General features: G+C 67.7%; 21 protein-coding genes. 13 read left to right on the top strand and 8 right to left on the bottom strand.

The window, feature by feature from the left end:
• The first annotated feature begins 64 nt into the window (after positions 1-64).
• The 4 genes from FQS62_RS15405 to FQS62_RS15390 all read left to right on the top strand — a co-directional run bounded on the left by FQS62_RS15405 (position 65) and on the right by FQS62_RS15390 (position 5,576).
• A complete protein-coding gene (locus tag FQS62_RS15405) occupies positions 65-1,633 on the top strand; it encodes an N-acetylmuramoyl-L-alanine amidase (RefSeq protein WP_208043573.1) in 1,569 nt (522 codons plus the stop codon).
• Between the two features lie 139 nt (positions 1,634-1,772).
• Positions 1,773-3,680: a DNA mismatch repair endonuclease MutL gene (gene mutL, locus FQS62_RS15400; RefSeq protein ID WP_049447739.1), complete on the top strand. Its 1,908-nt coding sequence runs from the start codon at positions 1,773-1,775 to the stop codon at positions 3,678-3,680.
• An 11-nt stretch (positions 3,681-3,691) separates the two neighbouring features.
• Positions 3,692-4,621: a DUF1684 domain-containing protein gene (locus FQS62_RS15395; protein WP_208043574.1), complete on the top strand. Its 930-nt coding sequence runs from the start codon at positions 3,692-3,694 to the stop codon at positions 4,619-4,621.
• A 1-nt stretch (position 4,622) separates the two neighbouring features.
• Complete coding sequence (locus tag FQS62_RS15390) at positions 4,623-5,576, top strand: TraB/GumN family protein (protein ID WP_208043575.1); 954 nt, start codon at positions 4,623-4,625, stop codon at positions 5,574-5,576.
• A gap of 74 nt (positions 5,577-5,650) precedes the next feature.
• Here FQS62_RS15390 and phaR read toward each other — a convergent pair whose 3' ends face one another.
• The 3 genes from phaR to gluQRS form a co-directional block, all read right to left on the bottom strand.
• Positions 5,651-6,190, bottom strand: a complete 540-nt coding sequence (gene phaR / locus FQS62_RS15385) for a polyhydroxyalkanoate synthesis repressor PhaR (RefSeq protein WP_049447744.1) — start codon at positions 6,188-6,190, stop codon at positions 5,651-5,653.
• Between the two features lie 183 nt (positions 6,191-6,373).
• Positions 6,374-7,114 carry an acetoacetyl-CoA reductase gene (gene phbB / locus FQS62_RS15380; RefSeq protein ID WP_049447742.1) on the bottom strand — a complete coding sequence of 247 codons (741 nt, stop codon included), beginning with the start codon at positions 7,112-7,114 and terminating at the stop codon, positions 6,374-6,376.
• Positions 7,115-7,131: 17 nt separating this feature from the next.
• Positions 7,132-8,067 (bottom strand): tRNA glutamyl-Q(34) synthetase GluQRS, encoded by a 936-nt coding sequence (gluQRS, locus tag FQS62_RS15375; protein WP_049447743.1) that lies wholly within the window; start codon positions 8,065-8,067, stop codon positions 7,132-7,134.
• A gap of 93 nt (positions 8,068-8,160) precedes the next feature.
• Here gluQRS and htpX point away from each other — a divergent pair, with 93 nt between their 5' ends.
• A complete protein-coding gene (gene htpX, locus FQS62_RS15370) occupies positions 8,161-9,027 on the top strand; it encodes a protease HtpX (protein WP_014037878.1) in 867 nt (288 codons plus the stop codon).
• A gap of 764 nt (positions 9,028-9,791) precedes the next feature.
• Here the strand turns inward: htpX and FQS62_RS15365 are convergent.
• Positions 9,792-10,619 carry an inositol monophosphatase family protein gene (locus FQS62_RS15365; RefSeq protein ID WP_049435104.1) on the bottom strand — a complete coding sequence of 276 codons (828 nt, stop codon included), beginning with the start codon at positions 10,617-10,619 and terminating at the stop codon, positions 9,792-9,794.
• A 120-nt stretch (positions 10,620-10,739) separates the two neighbouring features.
• On the opposite strand from FQS62_RS15365, the gene FQS62_RS15360 reads away from it, so the two are divergent.
• The 3 genes from FQS62_RS15360 to FQS62_RS15350 all read left to right on the top strand — a co-directional run bounded on the left by FQS62_RS15360 (position 10,740) and on the right by FQS62_RS15350 (position 14,612).
• Complete coding sequence (locus FQS62_RS15360; protein ID WP_049444830.1) at positions 10,740-11,510, top strand: RNA methyltransferase; 771 nt, start codon at positions 10,740-10,742, stop codon at positions 11,508-11,510.
• A 76-nt stretch (positions 11,511-11,586) separates the two neighbouring features.
• Positions 11,587-12,489, top strand: a complete 903-nt coding sequence (locus FQS62_RS15355; protein ID WP_226053685.1) for a phosphate/phosphite/phosphonate ABC transporter substrate-binding protein — start codon at positions 11,587-11,589, stop codon at positions 12,487-12,489.
• Positions 12,486-14,612 (top strand): putative bifunctional diguanylate cyclase/phosphodiesterase, encoded by a 2,127-nt coding sequence (locus FQS62_RS15350; RefSeq protein WP_049444825.1) that lies wholly within the window; start codon positions 12,486-12,488, stop codon positions 14,610-14,612. The genes FQS62_RS15355 and FQS62_RS15350 overlap by 4 nt, the downstream gene beginning before the upstream one ends.
• Before the next feature lie 69 nt (positions 14,613-14,681).
• On the opposite strand, the gene epmB is transcribed toward FQS62_RS15350, so the two are convergent.
• On the bottom strand, positions 14,682-15,698 hold the full coding sequence (epmB, locus tag FQS62_RS15345; protein ID WP_164158925.1) for an EF-P beta-lysylation protein EpmB: 1,017 nt from the start codon (positions 15,696-15,698) through the stop codon (positions 14,682-14,684).
• A gap of 120 nt (positions 15,699-15,818) precedes the next feature.
• On the opposite strand from epmB, the gene efp reads away from it, so the two are divergent.
• The 5 genes from efp to FQS62_RS15320 all read left to right on the top strand — a co-directional run bounded on the left by efp (position 15,819) and on the right by FQS62_RS15320 (position 20,085).
• Positions 15,819-16,385 carry an elongation factor P gene (gene efp, locus FQS62_RS15340; RefSeq protein WP_005410381.1) on the top strand — a complete coding sequence of 189 codons (567 nt, stop codon included), beginning with the start codon at positions 15,819-15,821 and terminating at the stop codon, positions 16,383-16,385.
• 207 nt (positions 16,386-16,592) lie between these two features.
• Positions 16,593-17,936 (top strand): TRZ/ATZ family hydrolase, encoded by a 1,344-nt coding sequence (locus FQS62_RS15335; protein ID WP_049444821.1) that lies wholly within the window; start codon positions 16,593-16,595, stop codon positions 17,934-17,936.
• A 24-nt stretch (positions 17,937-17,960) separates the two neighbouring features.
• Positions 17,961-18,677 carry a bifunctional 2-polyprenyl-6-hydroxyphenol methylase/3-demethylubiquinol 3-O-methyltransferase UbiG gene (ubiG, locus tag FQS62_RS15330; protein WP_088480206.1) on the top strand — a complete coding sequence of 239 codons (717 nt, stop codon included), beginning with the start codon at positions 17,961-17,963 and terminating at the stop codon, positions 18,675-18,677.
• Positions 18,674-19,369, top strand: coding sequence for a phosphoglycolate phosphatase (locus FQS62_RS15325; RefSeq protein ID WP_049444817.1), 696 nt, complete (start codon positions 18,674-18,676; stop codon positions 19,367-19,369). The genes ubiG and FQS62_RS15325 overlap by 4 nt, the downstream gene beginning before the upstream one ends.
• Before the next feature lie 11 nt (positions 19,370-19,380).
• Positions 19,381-20,085: a squalene/phytoene synthase family protein gene (locus tag FQS62_RS15320; protein WP_049444815.1), complete on the top strand. Its 705-nt coding sequence runs from the start codon at positions 19,381-19,383 to the stop codon at positions 20,083-20,085.
• A gap of 105 nt (positions 20,086-20,190) precedes the next feature.
• Here the strand turns inward: FQS62_RS15320 and FQS62_RS15315 are convergent, their stop codons facing one another.
• From FQS62_RS15315 to yidD, 3 genes are read right to left on the bottom strand one after another with little or no spacing between them, the layout of a single operon-like run.
• Entirely contained in the window at positions 20,191-21,039 is an 849-nt protein-coding gene (locus FQS62_RS15315; RefSeq protein ID WP_199849301.1) for a M23 family metallopeptidase, read from the bottom strand.
• Positions 21,039-22,385 (bottom strand): dihydroorotase, encoded by a 1,347-nt coding sequence (locus FQS62_RS15310; RefSeq protein ID WP_049444811.1) that lies wholly within the window; start codon positions 22,383-22,385, stop codon positions 21,039-21,041. The genes FQS62_RS15315 and FQS62_RS15310 overlap by 1 nt, the downstream gene beginning before the upstream one ends.
• 1 nt (position 22,386) lies before the next feature.
• Entirely contained in the window at positions 22,387-22,641 is a 255-nt protein-coding gene (gene yidD / locus FQS62_RS15305) for a membrane protein insertion efficiency factor YidD (protein WP_049444809.1), read from the bottom strand.
• Positions 22,642-22,900: the final 259 nt, after the last annotated feature.

Below are 22,900 nucleotides of genomic sequence, written 5' to 3'. Positions count from 1 at the left end.
GGTTACGGATTATTAAGGAAAAAGGTGTTGCATTCCGTTCAGCGCGGTGATTGAATCCTGAGCCATGCGCCCGGGGAACCGTCTCATCGCTATCTGTGCCGCCGTCGGACTGGGTCTGGCGAGCGTCAGTGCGTGGGCTGGTGAAGTCCGCCAGGTCCTGCTGAATACCGGCGCCACCGGCACCCGTGCCGAGATCTCGCTGGTCGGCAGTGGCGGCTACAAGACGCTTTCTCTGGCCGGTCCGAACCGTCTGGTGGTCGATTTCCCGGATTCCAGCGCCATACGCAACCTGAAGATGCCGGCCGCGCAGGGCGTGGTCACGGCGGTGCGTACCGGACAGCCGGTGCCGGGCACTTTCCGTGTCGTTTTCGACCTCGCTGAATCGGTGGCGCCGTTCCGCCCGCAGATGCAGCGCGAGGGCAATGAATCCAAGCTGGTGATCGAATGGCCGGGCGATGGCCCGGCCGTGGCCGTCAGCCGTCCTGCGGTGGCGCCGGCGGTGCAGCCGCAGGCACCGGTCAACACGCCCGCACCGACGCCGACGCCGGCGGAGAGCGCGCAGTCACGTTCCGATGCGGCGCGTGCGACCGCGCTGCTGACTGCCCAGGTGCGCCAGCAGGCCAGTGCCACTGCCGCCGCGCCGGCCACGCCCACCCCGGCGCCGTCCACCGCACCCGCCCAGGTCGCGGCGGCCGGTACCGTGGCCAGCAGTTCGCCTTCTTCCTCGCCGGCCGCGATCCTGGCTGGGCAGCGCACCGCAGCGGTCGTGACCACGCCACCGGCCACGGTGCCCGCACCGGCACCGACGCCGGTGGAACCGCCGCGCCCGGTCATGCCCAGCGATGCGTCGCGCATCCGCATGCAGGCCGGCATGCGCCATCTGGTGGTGGCCATCGATCCGGGCCATGGCGGCCAGGATCCGGGTGCAATCGGCCCGACCGGCAAGCGCGAAAAGGATGTGACTCTGGCCGTGGCGCGTGAACTGGCCCGCCAGGTCAATGCGACGCCGGGCCTGAAGGCCTACCTGACCCGCGACAGCGACGTGTTCATCCCGCTGCCGATGCGTGCGCAGAAGGCGCGTGCGAACAAGGCCGACATCTTCATTTCGATCCATGCCGACGCGGCCGAAAACCGTTCTGCAACCGGTTCGTCGGTGTACGTGCTGTCGACCAAGGGTGCTTCTTCGCAGCGCGCCCGTTGGCTGGCGGACAAGGAAAACGCGGCTGACCTGGTCGGTGGCGTGCGCCTGCAGCAGACCGAAGGCACGCTCGCCAACGTGTTGCTGGACCTGGCCCAGAGCGGCTACATGAAGGCATCCGAAGACGCGGCCGGCCACGTGCTGGGCGGCCTGAAGCGGATCGGTAACAACCACAAGCCGAACATCGAGCGCGCCAACTTCGCGGTTCTGCGCACCTCGGACATGCCGGCGATGCTGGTGGAAACCGCGTTCATCTCCAACCCGGATGAAGAACGCCGCCTGATCGACCCGGCCTACCAGCGCAAGATCGCCGGTGCGGTGCTGGACGGTGTACATACCTTCTTCAGCCGCCAGCCGCCGCCGGGGACGCTGTATGCCGCCCGCGCCCAGGCCGAGATCGACGCAGCCGGCACCATGGCCGGCGGCAGCAAGTAACCCGCCGAAGGCGGGTTACTGCGTTCTGTAGAGTCGACTGTCAGTCGACTGCTCTTCGCCGGGCACCGAAACCCACACACTGCGCGCGCAGTCGACTGACAGTCGACTCTACATGCGCAGCCTCCGTTATCATCCCCGCATGACGTCTGCTACCCATCCGCGCCCGATCCGGCCGTTGCCGGAGATCCTGATCAACCAGATCGCCGCCGGCGAAGTGGTCGAACGTCCTGCGTCGGTGGTCAAGGAGCTGGTCGAGAACGCAATCGATGCCGGTGCCAGTCGCGTTGATATCGATCTTGAAGAGGGCGGTGTACGCCTGATCCGCATCCGCGACAACGGCAGTGGCATCGCGCCGGAACAGCTGCCGCTGGCGGTATCGCGCCATGCCACCAGCAAGATCGCCGATCTGGACGATCTTGAATCGGTGGCCACGCTCGGTTTCCGTGGCGAAGCATTGCCGTCGATCGCTTCGGTCAGCCGTTTCACCCTGTCCTCGCGTCGCGCACATGACGAACACGGTTCGGCGCTGCAGATCGAAGGCGGCAAGATCGGCGAGGTGACGCCGCGCGCGCATGCGCCGGGCACCACGGTGGAAGTGCGCGAGCTGTTCTACAACGTACCGGCGCGACGCAAGTTCCTGCGCGCCGAGCGCACCGAGCTGGGCCATATCGAAGAATGGCTGCGTTCGCTGGCGCTGGCGCGGCCGGATGTCGAACTGCGCGTGTCGCACAACGGCAAGGCGTCGCGCCGCTACAAGCCGGGCGATCTGTATTCCGATGCGCGATTGGCCGAAACGCTGGGCGAGGATTTCGCCAACCAGGCCGTGCGCGTCGACCACAGCGGTGCCGGCCTGCGCCTGCACGGCTGGATCGCGCAGCCGCATTATTCGCGCGCCAGCGCCGACCAGCAGTACCTGTACGTCAACGGCCGTTCGGTGCGCGACCGCAGTGTCGCCCATGCGGTGAAGATGGCTTACGGCGATGTGCTGTACCACGGCCGCCAGCCGGCCTATGTGCTGTTCCTGGAACTGGATCCGACCCGCGTCGACGTCAACGTGCACCCTGCCAAGCACGAGGTGCGCTTCCGCGATTCGCGGCTGGTCCATGATTTCGTCTATCGCACGTTGAAGGATGCGCTGGCCGATACCCGTGCCGGCGTGTCGGCGCAGGACATCGGTGCCGGCTCTGCGCATCCGGCGGATGCAGGTTCGGCACCGATGGTCTCCAGTGCGGGCGCCTCCGGTTTCGGTCTGGTACGCGGTGCCGCACCGGGTGCCGGATCGAGTGGTGGCGGTGGTGGATTCTCGGGCTGGCGCCCGCAGCAACCGCTGGGATTGCAGGTGGCCGATGCACCGGCCGCCTATGCCGCGCTGTATGCCGCGCCGGCCGGTGCCGAACGCGGTGCTGCACTGCCGCCGATGCCGACCGAGAACGGACTGCCGGTGACCAGTGCTGACGCCGGCGTGCCGCCGCTGGGCTACGCGATCGCGCAGCTGCATGGCATCTACATCCTGGCCGAGAACGCCGAAGGCCTGATCGTGGTCGACATGCATGCGGCGCACGAGCGCATCGGCTACGAGCGGCTGAAGAACGCGCACGATGGCATCGGCCTGCAGTCGCAGCCATTGCTGGTGCCGATCACGCTCGCGGTGGGCGAGCGCGAAGCGGATACCGCCGAAAGTGAAGCCGAAACGCTGGCCGCACTCGGCTTCGAAGTGACCCGTGCCGGCCCCGGTGCGCTGCACGTGCGCAGCATTCCAGCGCTGCTGGCACACGCCGAACCGGAAGGCCTGCTGCGCGACGTGCTGACCGACCTGCGCGAACACGGCCAGAGCCGGCGTGTGGCGAGTGCGCGCGATGAGCTGCTGTCGACCATGGCCTGCCACGGCGCGGTGCGCGCCAACCGACGGCTGACCGTGCCGGAAATGAACGCGCTGCTGCGCGACATGGAAATCACCGAACGGTCGGGCCAGTGCAACCACGGCCGGCCGACCTGGGCCCGTTTTTCGCTGGCGGAGATCGACCGCTGGTTCCTGCGCGGACGTTGAGGGGAGCATCGATGCGTTATCGGGGAATGGGCGGCCTGCTGGCCGCTTTGGTGTTGGCCGCCTGCAGTCCGGCGACACCGCCTGCGCCGACGGTTGCTGAAGATCCGGCCTATGCGGTCACGCAGCAGCAGTGGCGGGTAGCGCGCTACCAGGACCTGACCCGGCCGGATGGTTGGACAGCGTTGGTCGGCCTGCACTGGCTGCAGAACAAATCGCACTTCGTCGGCAGCGGCGCGACCAACGGGATCCGCCTGGCGGTTGGACCGGACAAGCTGGGCCTGCTGCGCCGCGAAGGCAGCCAATGGTGGTTCACACCGGAGACCGGCGTTGACGTCAGCCATGACGGGCAGCCGGTACGCGGCCGCATCCGTGTCGACACCGACAAGGATCCGCAGCCGACGCTGCTGGCCTTCGATGGTGGCAAGGGGCAGCTCAGCATCATCCGCCGCGGCCCGCGCGATGCGCTGCGGGTCAAGCACGCCGACGCGCCGGCACGCCGTGATTTTGCCGGCCTGGAATACTGGCCGGGTGGCCCGGACTGGCAGGTGCAGGCACGTTTCATCCCGCATCCGGCGGGCAAGACCCTGCCCATCGTCGACATCACCGGCCTGACCACCGAAATGCCGAACGCAGGCGCGGTCGAGTTCCAGCGCGATGGCCGCAGCTGGCGGCTGGAGGCGATCGGTGCGCCGGGTCAGCCGCTGTTCCTGATCTTTGCCGATCGCACCAGTGGCCGCGGCAGCTATCCGGCCGGGCGTTACCTGGACACCGACGCGCCGGCAGCCGATGGCACGGTGCGCATCGATTTCAACCATGCCTACAACCCGCCGTGTGCGTTCACTGCCTACGCGACCTGCCCGTTGGCGCCGCCGGAAAACCGGCTGGACCTGCGCGTGGAAGCGGGCGAGAAGGCTTACCACCTGCCTGAAGGAGAAGGCTGAGATGCCGATCAGAACCCTGTTGCGTGCCGCCGTTGTGTTGGCGGCCTGTGCGCTGGCACCGCTGGTTGCAGCGCGTACCGTGCAAGCCGACACCGCTGGCGCAGCGGCGGCCAAGCCGCCCGTACCGCTGTTGTGGAAAGTCACCGGCCCGGGCGATGCACGCGTGTACCTGCTGGGATCGTTCCACCTGCTGAAGCCGCAGGACTACCCGTTGTCGCCCGATGTCGAACAGGCGTTCGAGGCCTCGCAGCGGGTCGTGTTCGAACTGTCGCCGGAAGACATGCAGTCGCCGCAGCTGGCCAGCCGCATGGTGCAGGCAGCGGTCCGCACCGATGGCAGCGAACTCAAGCGTGATCTGGATGCTGCGACCTGGCAGAAGCTGCAGGTGTTCGCTGCCGAGAACAAGCTGCCGCTGGCGCAGATGCAGGGCATGAAGCCGTGGTTTGTCGGCCTGAGCATTTCGGTCGGGCAGATGCAGAAGCTGGGCCTGGACCCGGCACTGGGCCTGGACCGCCACTTCATGGAGCGTGCGCAGAAGACCGGCCGCAAGACCGCGGGACTTGAAGACATCGACACCCAGATCGGCATGCTCGACGGAATGACGCTGCAGGAACAGCGGCAGATGCTGGCCGAAGCGCTGGACCAGGCCGGCAAGGCCGACGAGCAGGCACGCCAGCTGCATGATGCATGGCGCCGGGGTGACGAGCGCCTGCTGTGGACCCGGATGGCGGCGGAAATGCGCCAGCAGTATCCGCAGCTTTACCAGCGCATCAATACCGGCCGCAATGACGCCTGGGTGCCGAAGCTGCTGCCGTACCTGCAGGCCGGGCAGGGCGGCACGCTGGTGGTGGTCGGCACGCTGCACCTGCTGGGCAACGATGGCGTGGTCGAGAAGCTGAAGGCGAAGGGTTACAAGGTCGAACGCGTATGCACGGGGTGCAAGGCGAAACGCTGACCTGACGTTGGCGCGATGCCAAACAGAACGGCGCGCCAGGGGCGCGCCGTTTTCGTATCAGCAGATGCCGCAGCTCAGCGGCGGGTCTTGCCGCCGGTGCCGGTGCCCGGTTCGTTCGGTTTGTTGCCGGTACCTGCGCCGGTTCCCGTTCCGGTGCCGCCCGGGCGCGGGCCGCCGAAGCCACTGCCCATGTTGCGCTGGAATTCCTGCCACAGCTCCAGGTTGCGCTCGGTCAGCTGGTTCATCATCGCCCACGGGGTCTGGCCCAGCAGGTTGCCCATCTGCTGGCGGAACTGCTGCTGCTGGTCGAGGAAGACCTGCATGCTGCGCTCCAGGTAATTGCCCATGAAGCCCTGCAGGGAATCGCCGTAGAAGCGGATCAGCTGGCTCAGCAGCTGGGTGGACAGCATCGGTTCGCCGTCCTGTTCCTGGTCGGCGATGATCTGCAGCAGGACCGATCGCGTGAGGTCGTCGCCGCTCTTGGCGTCGCGGACTTCGAAGTCTTCACCGTCCAGGATCAGCTGGCGCACGTCCTCGATGGTGATGTAGCTGGAGATCTCGGTGTCGTAGAGACGGCGGTTCGGATACTTCTTGATGATGCGGGTCGCAGCCATGAAGCGGTACTCGTCACAGTAGACGCGCAGCATGGCGCAGTGCAGCAGCCGTTGCAACCGCCTCAGCCCCCGCCAGGCTTGGCTTTCGGCGGCGATCATGTTGCGCAACAAGGGTTTGCGTGCTGCGCAGCATGACGCTTGGCAGGGGCCGGCGGCGGCCGCCGCGAGGGCCCTCTGCGCGGCTTACCACCCCATGTGGTGGCCGCCGTTGATGTCCAGGTTGCTACCGGTGATCCACGAGGCTTCGTCGGCGACCAGGAACGAGACGCCGTAGGCGATTTCCTCCGGCTTGCCGAGGCGTCCGGTGGGGATGTCGGCGATGATCTTGGCGCGTACGTCCTCCGGCACCGCCATCACCATGTCGGTGGCCACGTAGCCGGGCGAGATGGTGTTGACGGTGATGCCGAAGCCAGCATTCTCGCGGGCCAGAGAGATGGTGAAGCCGTGCATGCCGGCCTTGGCTGCGGCGTAGTTGGCCTGGCCGTACTGGCCCTTCAGGCCGTTGATCGAGCTGATCTGGATGACCCGGCCCCAGCCGCGGCGGCGCATGCCCTCGATGACCGGACGGGTGACGTTGAACACCGAATTGAGGTTGGTGTTGATCACATCGTGCCACTGGTCAGCGCGCATGCGATGGAACGTGGTGTCGCGGGTGATGCCGGCGTTGTTGACCAGGATCTCGACCGGGCCCAGCTCGGCCTCGACGGCGCGCACCAGCGCTTCGGCGCTGCCCGGATCGGAGACATCGCCCGGGAAGATCGACACGCTGTAGCCGCGTTCGGTCATCGCCTGCTGCCAGGCGCGGGCCTTGGCCTCGTCGCGGTAGTTGGTGGCGACCCGGTGGCCCTGGTCGGCCAGGCGTTGGCAGATGGCGGTACCGATGCCGCCGGTTCCGCCGGTGACCAGTGCGACGCGAGATGTCATGGAGTGTTGTCCGGGTATCAGGTGGGGGAAGTGGGATTCTGCAACATCGGCGTGGAAAGTGCGCCGGCTGGCGGCAGGCCTGCTCCAATCAGGATGTCACCCCGCGGCAGCCGCGCTGGGTCGAATGCCTGCCGAGCGGTGGCCAGCAGCGTGTCCAGGTCGTGCGCAGGTTCCAGCGCTTCAGGTGCCTGGCCGAGCAGCTGCCAGAGCTGGCGCAGCACGGGCAGCGGGCGCGAACTGTCCACCGGCAGCGCTGACAGCGACTTGGACAGCTTGTGGCCCGGGGCATCGAGCAGCAGCGGCAGGTGCCAGTAGCGCGGCACCGCCAGCCCCAACGCCTGCTGCAGCAGGATCTGCCGCGCGGTGGAGTCGAGCAGGTCGGCACCGCGCACCACTTCGGTCACCCCCTGCGCGGCGTCATCGACCACCACCGCCAACTGGTAGGCCCAGCAGCCATCGGCGCGGCGCAGCACGAAGTCGCCGACCTCGGCATGCACGTCCTGCTGCTGCGGGCCGCGCAGGCCATCGTCGAAGTGCACGAGGCTGCCCGGCGGCACGCGGAAACGGACGGCGGGATCCGGTCGGGGTTGCCGGGCGACGCAGCGATGGTGGATGCCGCCGCTGGCGGCCAGGTCGCTGCGGCTGCAATGGCAGACGAAGGCCTGGTCGCTGGCGAGCAGTGCATCCAGCGCAGCCTGGTAGGCCTCGCCGCGGGCGCTCTGCCAGAAGATCGGACCGTCGTGGGCCAGGCCGAACGCCGCCAGTGCCTGCAGTTGTGACTCGGCGGCACCGGGCACGGTGCGCGGTGGGTCGACGTCTTCGATGCGCAGCCGCCACACGCCGCCGTGATGGCGCGCGAGCAGCCAGCTGCCGAAGGCGGCGAGCAGGGATCCGGGATGGAGCAGGCCGGTCGGCGAGGGCGCGAAACGACCGCAGGGAATGGGGGAGGTCATGCTGGCTGAATCGTCGGTCAGGTTGGCGCTTGAATTCAAGCTGACCACACCGCAAATTGACCGGTATCGACCCCTTCCGAGCCGGATTTTCCCATGTTTACCCGCATTGCCCTGTTCCTGGCGACCAACTTCGCGGTCCTGATCCTCGCCAGCATCGTGATGTCGTTGCTGGGGGTCAATCCGAGCCAGATGAGCGGCCTGCTGGTCATGGCCGCGATCTTCGGCTTCGGTGGCTCCTTCATCTCGCTGCTGCTGTCCAAGTGGATGGCCAAGCGCTCCACCGGGGCGGTGGTGATCACCGAGCCGCGCAACCAGACTGAGCGCTGGCTGCTGGCCACCGTCGAGCGCCAGGCCAAGGCGGCCGGCATCGGCATGCCCGAAGTGGCGGTCTATGACGGCCCGGAGATCAATGCCTTCGCCACCGGCGCCAATCGCAACAACGCGCTGGTGGCAGTGTCCACCGGCCTGCTGCACAACATGAGCGAAGACGAGGCCGAAGCGGTGCTGGGCCACGAGATCGCCCACGTCGCCAACGGTGACATGATCACCATGGCACTGCTGCAGGGCGTGTTGAACACCTTCGTGATCGTGCTGGCCCGTGTGGTCGGCGGCATCATCGACAGCGCGCTGTCGGGCAACCGCGAAGGCGGCGGCCGCGGCTTCGCCTACTACATCATCGTGTTCGTGCTGGAGATGGTGTTCGGCCTGTTCGCCACGATGATCTCGATGTGGTTCTCGCGCCACCGCGAGTTCCGTGCCGACGCCGGCGGTGCCTCGCTGGCCGGCCGCCAGAAGATGATCGCCGCGCTGGAGCGCCTGCAGCTCAACCACGGCCAGAGCACGCTGCCGACCCAGATCGCGGCGTTCGGTATTGCTGGTTCGACGGCGAAGAAGCTGTTCATGAGCCACCCGCCGCTGGAAGAGCGCATCGCGGCGCTGCGGGCATCGACGGCGGCGTAAGCCACCGCTCCATGGCAGTGCAGGAACGCCTGGCTTCGCGCCGGGCGTTTTTGTATGCGCGCACGCATTGGTGGCGCCGGGTACGACTTGGCGAGAGTCGTTTCCGCGACCGCGGAGGGGTGTCACTTTCTTTGCTCGTGCACCGCGCTGCAGGAGCAGCGTGGAACGGCGTAGCCGGCCCGTAGGGTGGCGCACATGGATGTGCGCCATCAAGAAAGTAACCAAAGAAACACGCCGCCAGGGCGCGAGCCGATGCTCCGCATCGGTACCCTGCGCTCCTCGGCGAATCAGGGGGCGGCGCCGAACTCGCTTCGCTCAAACATCGGCGCCTCTTCGCCCCTGATTCCCCTGCGATGCTCGGCTCGCTCAAGGCGGACCCAAGGTCAAATGCTTCAGCTGCACCCCGTAGATTCACGCCATGCGTGGATGCTGTTTGCTCTTGATCTTGACCTTCCAGTCCGCCTTCAAGCGAGCCGAGCACCGCAGGTCCGGCGAGGGCGAAGAGGTGCGGGTGTCTGAGCGCAGCGAGTTCCCGCACCGTCCCTCGACGGGCCGAGGAGCGCAGGGCACCGGCGTGCGCAGCACGTCGGCTCGCGGCCGGCGGAGCGTTTCTTTGGTTACTTTCTTTGCGCGCAAAGAAAGTGACACCCCACCGCGGTCGCGAAAATGACCCCAGGCATCGCCTGGCGCGCCAATGCGTCGGCGCGCAAACGAAAACGGCACCCTCGCAGGTGCCGTCTCCACGAACCGCTTTACACGGAACCTCAGAACTTCGCGTCGAACTCCGCCGCGTAGCCGGTGTTCACCAGCACCTTCTGCAGCGACTCGGCCACCTTCAGGTTGCCGGCCACGATCTGATGGGTGTCCGGGCCACGGTTGTCCATGCGGCCCAGGGTCGCGCCCTTGAAGTCGCAGACCTTGCCGCCCGCCTCGCGCACCAGCAGCAGGCCGGCAGCGATGTCCCAGGCCTTCACGCCGGCTTCGAAGTAGGCGTCGGCGCGGCCGCAGGCCACGTAGGCCAGGTCCAGTGCCGCCGAGCCGGTGCGGCGGATGTCCTCGCCGTGCACCAGCAGGGCGTCCACCGCCTTCAGCTGGGCGCTGGCGCGGCTGCGCTCGCGCGGCGCGAAGCCGGTGTGGATCATGGTGCCTTCCAGGTCCTTGCGGTCGGCCACGCGGATGCGGCGGTCGTTCAGCACGGCACCCGCGCCACGGCTGGCGGTGAACAGTTCATTGCGCAGCGGATCGAAGATGACCGCATCGGTCGGCTCGCCGTTCTCGACCAGCGCGATCGACACGCAGTAGTGCGGCACGCCGCGCAGGTAGTTGCTGGTGCCGTCCAGCGGGTCGATGACCCACATCTGGCGGCGCTCGCCCTGCACGCCACCTTCTTCACCGAAGATGCCGTAGTCCGGGTAGGCGCGCTTGAGTTCCTTGACGATGACCTTTTCCGCGTCCGCATCCACTTCGCTGGCGTAGTCCATCCGGCCCTTCTGCACCACGTTCAGTGCCTCGAGCTTGTTGATGTTGCGCAACAGGACGTTGCCGGCGAGGCGGGCGGCCTTGACCATGACGGTTACGGCGGGTTTCTGCATGGCGTGGGCTCCCGGAAAGGCAGAAGAGATGGACTGGCGGGGGAAAAGAGCGGGTCCGGCGCAGTGGCCGGCCGCACAGTTTACCATTGGTCATCGTCCAGCTCGACCTTTTCCCTGTTCATGTCCCAGTTTCCCGCCGCCACCCGTCTCCGATTCGTCCTGGTCGGTACCCAGCACCCCGGCAACATGGGGGCCGCCGCCCGTGCCCTGAAGACCATGGGCCTTGCCCGCCTGGTCCTGGTCGCCCCCGAAAAGCCGCTGGACGAGGAGGCCTTCCGCCGCTCGGCCGGTGCCGAAGACGTGCTGGGGGACGCCCCGGTGGTGGCCACCCTGGCCGAGGCCGTGGCTGACTGCCGCCTGGTGCTGGGCTGCACCGCCCGTGCCCGCCGCGTCCAGCTGGAGGAGTACCTGCCGGCCGATGCCGCTGCCCGCGCGGTGGCCAAGGCCGGCGAGGGTGCCGAAGTGGCGCTGGTGTTCGGCCGTGAGCGCACCGGCCTGACCAACGAGGAACTGCAGCTCTGCCATGCAGCGGTGCACATCCCGTCCGACCCGGAGTTCAGCTCGCTCAACCTGGCTGCCGCCGTGCAGGTGCTGGCCTATGAAACGCGCATGCAGCTGCTGGGTGCGCAGCCTGCGTCCGACGCCGAGCCCGGATTCCGCGAACAGGCGGCCAGCCACGAGCAGATGGAGAGCTTCTTCGCCCAGCTGGGTGACACGCTGGACGAGATCGATTTCCACAAGGGCCGCGCCCCGGAATCGGCGATGCGCAAGCTGCGCCGCCTGTTCCTGCGCAGCGAGCCCAGCGAGCAGGAAGTGCGCCTGCTGCGCGGCATCCTCGCCGACACCCAGCGCATGGCGCGGCTGGCCCAGGCAGGCGGCAAGGACAGCTGACGACGTTCTCATTTTTTCGGGTAGTCTGTCTGGATACCCAGGGGGGATGAAGCCTGTGTCGGGTCTGCGAAAGGCAATGCAGGGGGGACTGCTGAGCCTGGCCATGGTCCTGCTGGCCGGGACGGTGCATGCAGCACCGGACCCGGTGCTGGTGCTGGGCCGGATCAGCGATGATCCCAAAGCCCACTACGAGCAGCTGCAGCCCTTGCTGGACTATGTGGTGGCGCGCATGCACGACGTTGGCATCAAGGAAGGGAGGATCCTGATGGCACGCGACCCGCAGCAGATGGCCAGCTATCTGCGGCGGGGCAGGGTCGACTGGGTCACCGAAACCTCGGGTACGGCGGTGGCGCTGGGCCAGCGCAGTGGTGCACGGCCGTTGCTGCTGACCGAGCGCAATGGCGTGCGCGAGTACCAGACAGTGTTCTTCGTGCGCAGCGACAGCCCGATCCAGCGCGTGCAGGATCTGCGCGGGCACCGCCTGGCGCTGCAGAACACGGCGTCGACCAGCGCCTATCTGGTGCCGGTGATGACCCTGCTGCAGGAAGGGTTGTCGCCGCAGATCCTGGCGGGTACGTGGGACATGCCGGGGCGGGACAGCGTGGGGTATGTGTTCGCGCGCAGCGAGTTGAACATTGCAACGTTCGTGCACAAGGGCGTGGTCGATGTGGGGGCGGTGAGCAGCGTGGACTGGAATGACCAGCGCCGGATGCCGCCTGCGTTCCGCCACGACTTCCGCGAACTGCTGCGTACCGAACCCTACCCCCGCGCGGTGGAAATGGTCCGCGCCGACCTTGACCCGCGGGTGCGGGATCGCTTGCAGGAAGTGCTGCTGCAGGCGGCCAGCGACCCACAGGCGCAGGGAGCGTTGCATCGGTTTTTTGGCACCTCCGGTTTCCACCGCGTCGATGCGCATGCGCAGCAGCGGTTGGATGAATTGAAACAAGGATTGACGCGCGTGCGGATGGAAGTGGAATGAAGTGGCTCGGCTCGGGGATGCAGGCCCGGTTCCTGCTGGCGATGGGCGGAGCAATGGTGGTGGTGGTGGCGATCCTGGCAGTGCTGCTGGGGCGGCAGACCGCCATGCAGGGCGAGGTGCGCAGCCTCAGTGGTGGCGTCATCCATGAACTGTTCGACCGCAGCGTGCGCAGCCGCGGCGAAGCGATGGCGCGCGAGTTGTCCGATTCACTGGCCAATCCCCTGTACTACCGCGATCTGGACCAGGTCGGCGCACTGGTACGGGGCACCGCGCGGCAACCGGTGGTGCGCTATGTGCTGGTGTTCGACGAACGTGGCCGGCTGGTGCATGACGGCTCGATCGAGGTATCCGGTTTCGGCCAGCCCATGGCCGATCCGCTGGCACCCAAGGCTGCCGCCGCACAGGCGCTGGTGGTGCAGGAATCGGCGAAGGTGCTCGACAACACGATGCCGATCATGATCGGCAACCAGCGCATTGGCGGCGTCCGCGTTGGCATGGCGCTGGACGAGGTGCAGCAGCGTGAACAGGCCGCCAATGCCACCCTGGGCGAGCGCCTGCAGCAGGTCGGCAGCCGCCACCTGGGCTGGCTGCTGCTGATGCTCGGCATGCTGGTGGTGATCGGCGTGGTGGTGATCCTGTACGTGCAGCGCACCCTGGTGGCGCCGATCCGTGATCTTGCCGTCGCCGCCCGCCGCATCGAGGCCGGTGACTACCAGACGCCCCTGGCCGAGAACACCCGCGACGACGAGGTCGGTGAACTGGTACGTGGTTTCGCCCGGATGCGTGATGCGATCGCCCGCCATGACCGCGAAGTGCGGCGCATGGCCTATACCGACGCGCTGACCGGGCTGACCAACCGGCTGGCATTCCGCGAGGCGCTTGATCATCGGTTGATGGCTGCCCGTGCCGCCAATCACCGCTTAGGCCTGTTGTTCGCCGATATCGACGACTTCAAGCGCGTCAACGATACCCTCGGCCATGAGGCCGGTGACGAAGCGCTGTTGCAGTTCGCGCAGCGCATCGGCCGTGCAGTCACCGAGGCCGGTGGCGATGAGGCCCTGCTGGCCCGCTTCGGCGGTGACGAGTTCGTGATCCTGGTCGGTGATGGTGACGTGGCCGCGAACGCGCGGCTGCTGGCCGAGGTGCTGGTGCGCGAGCTGGGCAAGCCGCTGGTGGTGCAGGGCAGGGAGCTGTTCCTGGGGACCTCGATCGGCGTGACCCTGTTCCCGGACGATGCCGCCGATGCGACCACGCTGCTGAAGAACGGCGACATCGCCATGTACCAGGCGAAGATGGCCGGCAAGAACTGTTATCGCTACTACAGCCGGGCGATGGACCATGCGGTCGAGCGCCGCGTGCACATGGAGCAGGAACTGCGCGGGGCCTGGGAGCGCGGCGAGCTGCGCCTGGCCTACCAGCCGATCTTCCGCATGCGCGACCGCCGCATGGTCGGCGTCGAAGTGCTGCTGCGCTGGCAGCATCCGACCCTGGGTACGATTCCGCCGTCAGTGTTCATCGAAGTGGCCGAGCAGAGCGGGCTGATCGAGATCATCGGCCCGAAGGTGCTGCGAGCGGCCTGCATGGAAGCCTCGCAGTGGCCACGTGGGGCCGGTGGCGATGATCTGTTCGTGTCGGTGAACGTGTCACCACGGCAGTTGCGCGGCGGTGAGCTGCCGGCGCTGGTCGCGCAGTGCCTGCACGAATCCGGCCTGCCGGCCTCGCGGCTGCACCTGGAGCTGACCGAAACCGCCGTGATCGGCGACGAGATGGTTGCCGCGCAGCTGCTGGACAAGCTGCATCGCACCGGTGTGAAGGTCTGGCTGGACGATTTCGGCACCGGCTTCTCCGGTCTCAGCCATCTTCGCCAGGTGCCGGTGGACGGCGTGAAGATCGACAAGAGCTTCGTGGCCGACATGCAGCGCGATCCGGACGACCTGGCGCTGACCACGGCGATCATCGCCATGGCCCACGCACTGGGCATCACGGTGGTGGCCGAGGGCATCGAGCAGCAGGCGCAGTACGAGCTGCTGGCCCAGCGCGGCTGCGACCTCGGCCAGGGCTACTGGCTGAGCCATCCGGTGACCGCCACCGAAGTGGTGCGGATGATCGAGTCGGGCGTCTGACGGTAGAACCACGCCATGCGTGGATGGGCGTTCCTGGCCGAATCATCCACGCATGGCGTGGATCTACTGTTACACCGGCCGCTTGCTCGGATCGCCGGGCAGTTCGCGCACCAGCTTGGGGATCAGGTAACCGGACAGGCGCGCGGTCAGGCCGGCAATCAGCGCCTTGGCCTGGGCATCGTCCACTTCGAAGTGGGCCACGCCCTCGACCCGGTCCAGCTGGTGCAGGTAGTAGGGCAGTACGCCGGCGGCGAAGCTGCGCTCGCTCAGGTCCTGCAGGGCCTGCACGCTGTCATTGACCCCGCGCAGCAGTACCGCCTGGTTCAGCAGCTGGGCGCCGATGCCGCGCAGGCGAGCCATCGCTGCGTCCACGCTGGCGTCGAACTCATTGGCGTGGTTGGCGTGGACCACGATCGCCAGCGGCCAGGGCAGGCTGTCCAGCCAGGAGACCAGTTCATCGTCCACGCGCTCCGGCAGCACGATCGGCAGCCGGGTATGGATGCGCAGGCGGCGGATATGCGGGATCGCGCGCAGGGCGTCGGTCAGCTCGACCAGCTTGTGCGTGGCCAGTGACAGCGGGTCACCGCCGGACAGGATCACCTCGTCGATGTCCGGATCGCCCGCGATGGCGGCCACCGCCTCCTGCCAGCCTCCCTTGGCGGCGTTCTCCGCGCCGTAGTCGAAGTGGCGACGGAAGCAGTAGCGGCAGTTGATCGCGCAGCTGCCGGTGGCGACCAACAGGGCGCGACCGCGGTACTTCTGGATGACGCCAGTGGCCTTCCTGGCGGCGCCATCGCCCACCGCATCGAAGCTGAACCCGGGCGCCGGCCGCATTTCCTCGTCGATCGGCAGCACCTGGCGCAGCAGCGGGTCGCCTGCATCGCCAGGGCGCATGCGGGCCACGAAGCCCTCCGGCACGCGCAGCGCGAACTGGGCCATGGCCGCCTCCGAGACGCCCAGCGCGGCCGGGTCCAGTTGCAGCCGGGCCAGCAGCGCGTGCGGGTCGCGCAGCGCCTGGCGCCAGAGCTGCTGCCAGCGCGCGGGCGCACCGGGCGACTGGGGCCGGGGGAAGGCGGAAAGCTGCATGGAGAGGGGGCCTGCGGTTATCATGTGGGCAGAAAAACAGTCGCCCACCGGCATCCGGTGGGCTTTCCATTCTAACGGCTCGCCGCACCCGCGGCGTTTTTGCCACTCAGGAGTTTACGCATGGCCAGCTACGGCATGAACGACGTCAAGAACGGGATGAAGATCCTGGTCAACAACCAACCGGCCGTCATCATCGACACCGAATACGTCAAGCCGGGCAAGGGCCAGGCCTTCACCCGCGTGAAGTACCGCCTGATCAAGGACGGCCGTACCCAGGAAGTCACCATGAAGTCGACCGACTCGCTGGATGCAGCCGACGTCGTCGATACCGACATGAACTTCATGTACAGCGACGGCGAGTACTGGCACTTCATGGACCCGGAATCCTTCGAGCAGGTCCAGGCCACCAAGGCCGGCATGGGCGGCGCCGAGAAGTGGCTGAAGGGCGAAGAGTCCTGCGTGGTCACCCTGTGGAACGGCGAGCCGATCTTCGTGCAGCCGCCGAACTTCGTTGAACTGAAGATCACCGAAACCGATCCGGGCGTCCGCGGTGACACCTCGGGCGGCGGCGGCAAGCCGGCCACCCTGGAAACCGGCGCCGTGGTCCGCGTGCCGCTGTTCGTCAACCAGGACGAGGTGATCCGCGTCGACACCCGTTCGGGCGAATACTCCGCACGCGTCAAATAAGGTTCCGGCCATAGGTCGACCTGCTGTAGTGCCGGCCGCTGGCCGGGTACGCGCCATCGCATTCGCGCTGGCGCTCCCATGGTCTGCTTCGGCAGATCATGGGCCCCGCTTCACGGGTCTCCAGACCCCGCCGCTTCGCGGCAGCCCCTGACTCAGGGGCGTGTCCCCCAGAAGTATCTCGCCGCCCCCACAGCCCAGTGAGCCCGCATGAGCGATAGCCCGCACCTCCCCGAAGCCTGCGACCTGCTCATCGAAGCCGGTTACGTCGTTCCGATCGAGCCGCATGCGGTGGTGCTGGAAGACCATGCCGTTGCCGTGCGTGGCAGCGAGATCGTGGCCATCCTGCCGCGTGCCGAGGCGCGCGCGCGGTTCCGCGCCGCCCAGGTGGTCAGCCGTCCTGAGGCCGCGCTGATGCCGGGCCTGGTCAATGCGCACACGCACAACCCGATGACCCTGCTGCGCGGCGTCGCCGACGACCTGCCGCTGATGACCTGGCTGCAGCAGCACATCTGGCCGGTGGAAGCGGCGGTGATCGGCCCCGAGTTCGTTGCCGACGGCACCACCCTGGCCATCGCCGAGATGCTGCGCGGCGGTACCACCTGTGCCAACGAGAACTACTTCTTCGGCGACGTGCAGGCCGCCGTCTACAAGAAGCACGGTTTCCGCGCGCTGGTCGGCGCGGTCATCATCGATTTTCCCACCGCCTGGGCCAAGACCGACGACGAGTACTTCGCCAAGGCCGGTGAACTGCACGACCAGTGGCGCACCGATCCGCTGATCGGCACCGCATTCGCGCCGCATGCGCCGTATACGGTCAACGATGCCAATTTCGAGCGGGTGCGGATGCTGTCCGACCAGCTCGACATGCAGGTGCACCTGCACACCCACGAGACCGCGCAGGAGATCAACGATTCGATCAAGCTGCACGGCCAGCGCCCGCTGGCGCGACTGGATCGGCTCGGCCTGGTCAACGACCGCCTGATCGCGGTGCACATGACCCAGCTGACCGACGCGGAAATCCACCTGTGCGCCGAACGTGGCGTCAGCGTGGTGCACTGCCCGGAATCGAACCTCAAGCTGGCCTCCGGTTTCTGCCCGGCCTGCGCCCTGCAGCGTGCTGGCGTGAACCTGGCGATCGGCACCGACGGCTGCGCCAGCAACAACGACCTGGACATGTTCAGCGAGAACCGCACCGCGGCGATCCTGGCCAAGGCCGTGGCCGACGATGCCACCGCGCTGGACGCGGCCACCACGCTGCGCGCCTCGACCCTGGGCGGCGCCCGCGCGTTGGGCTTCGGCGAGCGCATCGGCTCGATCGAAGTCGGCAAGCAGGCCGACCTGGTCTGCGTCGATCTGTCCGCGCTGGAAACCCAGCCGCTGCACAACGTGCTGTCGCAGCTGGTGTACGCCACCGGCCGCCAGCAGGTCAGCGACGTCTGGATCGCCGGCAAGCCGAAGCTGGTGCAGCGCGAGCTGGTCGGCATGGACCTGCCGGGCATCATCGCCAACGCGCGCCAGTGGCGCGAGCGCATCCGTCATATCCGCGCCTGATCCCTGGCGCCGCAAGGACTCCTCATGACTGCCCCCCACGCTTCCTCCAATTTCGATCAGGCCGAGCTGGACAAGTTCGCCGCGCTGGCCAACCGCTGGTGGGACGCTGATGGCCCGCAGAAGCCGCTGCACGCACTGAATCCGGTGCGCCTGAAGTACGTGGCCGAGCGCGTGCCGCTGCGCGGCGCACGCGTGCTCGACATCGGTTGCGGTGGCGGCCTGTTGAGTGAAGCGCTGGCCCAGGCCGGCGCCGATGTCACTGCCATCGACCTGGCCCCGGAGCTGGTCAAGGTCGCGCGGCTGCATGCGCTGGAAAGCGGCGCCAAGGTCGACTACCGCGTGCAGGCCGCCGAAGACCTTGCCGCCGAGCAGCCGGGCAGCTTCGACGTAGTCACCTGCATGGAAATGCTCGAGCACGTGCCCGATCCCGGCGCAATCATCGAAGCCTGCAAGCGCCTGCTGAAGCCGGGTGGCCACCTGTTCCTGTCGACCATCAACCGCACCGCTGCCGCGTTCGCGGTGGCGATTGTCGGCGCCGAGTACGTGGCGCGGCTGCTGCCCAAGGGTACGCACCACTACCAGGAATTCATCAAGCCGGCCGAGCTGGCGCGCTGGCTGCGCGAGGCCGACATGCAGCTGGTGGATGTCAGCGGCATGGCCTACGAGCCGTGGCGCAACCACGCCCGCCTGAGCAGCCGCACCGACATCAACTACCTGGCCTACGCGGTCAAGCCAGCATGACCTCCGCACGCTTCCCGCGCGCGGTGCTGTTCGATCTGGACGGCACCCTGCTGGACAGCGCGCCGGACTTCGTCGCCACCTGCGATGCGATGCTGGCCGAGCGTGGACGCGCGCCGGTCGATCCGGCACAGCTGCGACCGGTGGTCTCCAAGGGCTCGCGCGCGATGGTCGGGGCCGCTTTCCCGGACTTGGATGCCGCTGCGCGCGATGCACTGATCCCGGAATTCCTGCAGCGCTACGAAGCGTTGATCGGCCAGCACGCGGTGCTGTTCGATGGCGTGGCCGGCATGCTCGCCGCGCTGGATGAGGCCGGTACGGTGTGGGGCATCGTCACCAACAAGCCGGAGTACCTGGCGCGCTTGATCGTGCCGCAATACGGCTGGCAGCAGCGCTGCGCGGTGCTGGTCGGTGGTGACAGCCTGGCCGAGCGCAAGCCGCACCCGCTGCCGCTGCTGCACGCCGCGCAGGCGATCGGCATCGCCGCCGAAGACTGCGTGTACGTGGGTGACGACGAGCGCGACATCATCGCCGCACGCGCTGCCGCCATGCCGTCGGTGGCGGCGCTGTGGGGCTACCGCCTGCACAGCGACGACCCGTTGGCCTGGCAGGCCGACGTGCTGGTCGAGAATGCTGAACTTCTGCAACTGGCCAGTCTCTGGCCGACCCGGCCGGCAGCCCCGGCCCAGCCGTAAGGAATCACGTAGTGAGCAGTACCGCGCTGGACAGTTTCCTCGACAAGTGGCGCAGCCGTTGGCCGGAATGGTCGGTGGCCGCCCCGTTCGTGGCCGAATCGCAACGCGAGCTTGCCGTGGCGTGGTTCGCGCTGCTGCAGGAGTTCGACGACATGCTCAATACCGGCGGCGATCCGCTGCCGGCCGACGCCAAGCTGGCGTGGTGGGGCGAGGAGCTGCGCAGCTGGGCCGCGCATCGTTCGCGCCATCCGCTGGGACGTCTACTGGAGCCGGTGCGTGCACCGTGGGCCCAGTTGGCCGAAGCGCTGCCGGATCTGGTTGAAGCGCGCACCGTCGCACTGGATGCGGCCGGAGCCGAGCGTGCGCTGGCCAACTACGCCGAGGCCGTAGCTGCGGTGGAGGCGGTCTTGTTCGCGGACAAGCCGCGCACCGGCGCGGGCCGTGCGGTGCAGCTGCAGACCCTGGCCCAGCGCCTGCAGGATGCCGGCGTGGCCGGTGTGCCGCGCAGCCTGCTGGACGGTGATGCCAGCAGCGCCGCGCAGCGCTGGGCGCAGCATCTGTTGAAGGGGTGGGGCACCCGCGTGCCTGGCCCGCGCCCGCGACGTGTGTGGTCCAGTCTGGCGCGCGCCCGCGTGGCGGCGCAGGCCGCAGGCAAGCCGATTGAAGCTACTCCGGTGCGCACCCTGCTGCGCGTGTGGTGGGCTGCGCGCGGTTGATCGATCGGCCCTGCGGACAGCTTCTGGTGGGTGCGGACCTTGGTCCGCACGCTCTGAGGGATTGTGCCGACCAAGGTCGGCACCCACCAAGGCGCATTGCACGCGTTACTTACGCTCCAGCACCAGCAACGGGTCGATACGGGTATCGAACCAGTTCATGCCCCAGTGCAGGTGCGGGCCGGTGGCACGACCGGTGGCGCCGACCGCGGCGATCACCTGGCCCTGTTCGACACGGTCGCCAACCTTCACGTCGATGCGCGACAGGTGCAGGAAATTGGAACTGACCCCGAAACCGTGATCGAGCAGCAGCGTGCCACCGGTCAGGTACAGGTCCGGGCCGGCGAAGGTCACGATGCCGGCGGCCGGTGCCTTCACCGGTGTACCGGTCGGTGCCGCGATGTCCATGCCGGAATGACCGGCGCCTGGCTGGCCGTTGTACACGCGCGCGTTGCCGAAGCGGCCGCTGATGCGGCCCTGCACTGGCCAGATGAAGGTCTGGGTGAAGTCGGTACGGTCGTCATCGCGGGCACGCGCGGCAGTCACCTGCGCCTGTTCGCGCTTGATCCGCTCGGCAATCGCCGGCGGCGGGTTGACCGTCTTCGGTGGCACGCCGTTGACCCGCTCGGTGGGCCAGTCGCGCGGCGTCACCGCAATGGTCGCAGTCTCGCTGCCACCATCGGGGCGCTGCACCTGCACGCGCAGCGGACCCTTCTCGTCGCGGCCAATGCCGAACACCACGCTGCCATAGCCGCTCACCCGCAGCTGGCGGCCGGCGTACTGCACGCGGCTGCCGGCGGGCACCTTGCCGATCACCAGTGCACCCTGCGACGCACTGGCCGGGAACACCACGCGGCTGTCGATCAGGCTGCCGATGCCATCCTGCGCCTGGGCCGCCGGTGCGGTGAGTAGGGGCGCGGCCAGCAGCAGCGCCCCGATCATCAGTGCCGAACGCATCAGCGGTCGTAGGTCATGCGCTGGCCGGCGGGCTCGCCCACCAGTTTGCTGCCGTCCCACACCAGCTGGCCGTTGACCCAGGTGGAGGCGACGCGCGAACGGAAGGTGGTGCCTTCAAACGGCGACCAGCCGCACTTGGACAGCACGTCCTCGCGCTTGACCGTGAACGGCACGTCTTCGACCAGGACAAGATCGGCGAAGTAGCCTTCGCGCAGGAAGCCGCGCTCCTCGACGTCGAACAGCTGCGCCGGCGCATGCGCGAACTTCTGCACCACCTGCTCGCGGGTCAGCTTGCCTTCGTGCACGCGCTCCAGCGCGGCCACCAGCGCGTACTGCACCAGCGGCAGGCCCGACGGCGCCTGCGCGTAGGGCTTCTGCTTCTCTTCCCAGGTGTGCGGGGCGTGGTCGGTGGCCAGCACGTCCAGCACGTCGTCGGCCAGCGCAGCGGTGATTGCCTCGCGGTCGGATACTTCCTTGATCGCCGGGTTGCACTTGATCAGGTTGCCCTTGGTCGCATAGTCAGGGCGCGCGAAGTGCAGGAAGTGCACGCAGGTTTCAGCGGTGATCTGCTTGCGGCTGCCGTCGGCGCGGATCAGCGGCCCCTTCTCGAACAGCGCCAGCTCGTCGGCGGTGGAGATGTGCAGCACATGCAGGCGGGTGCCGTGCTTGCGCGCCAGCGACATCGCCAGGCGGGTCGACTTGATGCAGGCCTCGCGTGAGCGGATGTCCGGGTGCATGTCCGGGGTCAGCGCATCGCCGTACTTTTCCTGGAAGGCCTTCAGGTTGGCATCGATCATCGGCGTGTCTTCGCAGTGCGTGATGATCGGAGTCGGGCATTCGCGGAAGATCGCGTCCAGCGTTTCCGGGTTGTCGACCAGCATGTTGCCGGTCGACGCACCCATGAATACCTTCACGCCCGGCGCCTTCTTCGGGTCCAGAGCGCGGATCGCGTCCAGGTTGTCATTGCTGGCGCCGTGGTAGAAGCCGTAGTTGGCCCAGGCGCGACCGCGCGCGAGCTCGTACTTGGCTTCCAGAATGGTCGAATCCAGCGTCGGCGGATTGGTGTTGGGCATGTCCATGAAGCTGGTCAGGCCACCGGCCACGGCCGCCGCCGATTCGCTGGCGATGTCACCCTTGTGGGTCAGGCCCGGCTCGCGGAAGTGCACCTGGTCATCGATCATGCCGGGCAGCAGCCAGCGTCCGGCCGCATCCACCACCTGCTCGCCGACCCGCGGCGCCAGCCCATTGCCGATCTGCGCGATGCGGCCGTTCTCGATGCGCAGATCGCCGTCGAAGGTGCGGCCTTCGTTGACCATGCGGGCATTGGTGATGAGGGTGGAGGACATGTCAGTGTTTTCCTGTGCAACGGCAAGAGGGGGCGTTGGGGGACTCGGGCACGGGGTCGACGCCGCCGGGATGGAACGGATGGCAGCGGCCCAGCCGGCGCGCAGCCAGCCAGCTGCCGCGCAGCGGACCGTGCCGCGCGATCGCTTCCATCGCGTATTCAGAACAGCTCGGCACGAAACGGCAGCGTGGCCCCAGCAAGGGGCTGATGAAGCGCTTGTAGAAGCGCAGCAGGGCGATGAGCAGGCGCGAGATCACCCAGTCATCTTATGCCAGTTGGCATGAAGGCCGCATTTGTGCAGGATGGGCCGTTGGTCGCATGTCGCCGATGGCCTGCGACCGGTACCAGCACCTTCGGGTGTTGGCCAGGTTCCGTACCGCGCAAGGCGGTCCGTGTTCGTCGGACCGCCTCCAAGGGCGCCTTGACTCCAGGACTGAATGGAGCAGGGGGTCGAGGTTGCTGCTGCGGGTCGGGTAGGCTATAAAGGCCCGCTTTCCCGGGCCCCGGGGAATCCAA

It is taken from the genome of Stenotrophomonas sp. SBJS02 (assembly GCF_020428325.2).
GTDB lineage: Bacteria > Pseudomonadota > Gammaproteobacteria > Xanthomonadales > Xanthomonadaceae > Stenotrophomonas > Stenotrophomonas africana.
The sequence above is the reverse complement of the archived record's forward strand: the minus strand, read 5'-3'. Positions and strand labels throughout refer to the sequence as shown.

What these genes read in the sequence shown, in the direction of transcription:
- FQS62_RS15405 (WP_208043573.1), top strand. Translation starts at nt 65, where the DNA reads ATGCGCCCGGGGAACCGTCTCATCGCTATCTGTGCCGCCGTCGGACTG.
- mutL (WP_049447739.1), top strand. Translation starts at nt 1,773, where the DNA reads ATGACGTCTGCTACCCATCCGCGCCCGATCCGGCCGTTGCCGGAGATC.
- FQS62_RS15395 (WP_208043574.1), top strand. Translation starts at nt 3,692, where the DNA reads ATGCGTTATCGGGGAATGGGCGGCCTGCTGGCCGCTTTGGTGTTGGCC.
- FQS62_RS15390 (WP_208043575.1), top strand. Translation starts at nt 4,623, where the DNA reads ATGCCGATCAGAACCCTGTTGCGTGCCGCCGTTGTGTTGGCGGCCTGT.
- phaR (WP_049447744.1), bottom strand. Translation starts at nt 6,190, where the DNA reads ATGGCTGCGACCCGCATCATCAAGAAGTATCCGAACCGCCGTCTCTAC.
- phbB (WP_049447742.1), bottom strand. Translation starts at nt 7,114, where the DNA reads ATGACATCTCGCGTCGCACTGGTCACCGGCGGAACCGGCGGCATCGGT.
- gluQRS (WP_049447743.1), bottom strand. Translation starts at nt 8,067, where the DNA reads ATGACCTCCCCCATTCCCTGCGGTCGTTTCGCGCCCTCGCCGACCGGC.
- htpX (WP_014037878.1), top strand. Translation starts at nt 8,161, where the DNA reads ATGTTTACCCGCATTGCCCTGTTCCTGGCGACCAACTTCGCGGTCCTG.
- FQS62_RS15365 (WP_049435104.1), bottom strand. Translation starts at nt 10,619, where the DNA reads ATGCAGAAACCCGCCGTAACCGTCATGGTCAAGGCCGCCCGCCTCGCC.
- FQS62_RS15360 (WP_049444830.1), top strand. Translation starts at nt 10,740, where the DNA reads ATGTCCCAGTTTCCCGCCGCCACCCGTCTCCGATTCGTCCTGGTCGGT.
- FQS62_RS15355 (WP_226053685.1), top strand. Translation starts at nt 11,587, where the DNA reads ATGCAGGGGGGACTGCTGAGCCTGGCCATGGTCCTGCTGGCCGGGACG.
- FQS62_RS15350 (WP_049444825.1), top strand. Translation starts at nt 12,486, where the DNA reads ATGAAGTGGCTCGGCTCGGGGATGCAGGCCCGGTTCCTGCTGGCGATG.
- epmB (WP_164158925.1), bottom strand. Translation starts at nt 15,698, where the DNA reads ATGCAGCTTTCCGCCTTCCCCCGGCCCCAGTCGCCCGGTGCGCCCGCG.
- efp (WP_005410381.1), top strand. Translation starts at nt 15,819, where the DNA reads ATGGCCAGCTACGGCATGAACGACGTCAAGAACGGGATGAAGATCCTG.
- FQS62_RS15335 (WP_049444821.1), top strand. Translation starts at nt 16,593, where the DNA reads ATGAGCGATAGCCCGCACCTCCCCGAAGCCTGCGACCTGCTCATCGAA.
- ubiG (WP_088480206.1), top strand. Translation starts at nt 17,961, where the DNA reads ATGACTGCCCCCCACGCTTCCTCCAATTTCGATCAGGCCGAGCTGGAC.
- FQS62_RS15325 (WP_049444817.1), top strand. Translation starts at nt 18,674, where the DNA reads ATGACCTCCGCACGCTTCCCGCGCGCGGTGCTGTTCGATCTGGACGGC.
- FQS62_RS15315 (WP_199849301.1), bottom strand. Translation starts at nt 21,039, where the DNA reads ATGCGTTCGGCACTGATGATCGGGGCGCTGCTGCTGGCCGCGCCCCTA.
- FQS62_RS15310 (WP_049444811.1), bottom strand. Translation starts at nt 22,385, where the DNA reads ATGTCCTCCACCCTCATCACCAATGCCCGCATGGTCAACGAAGGCCGC.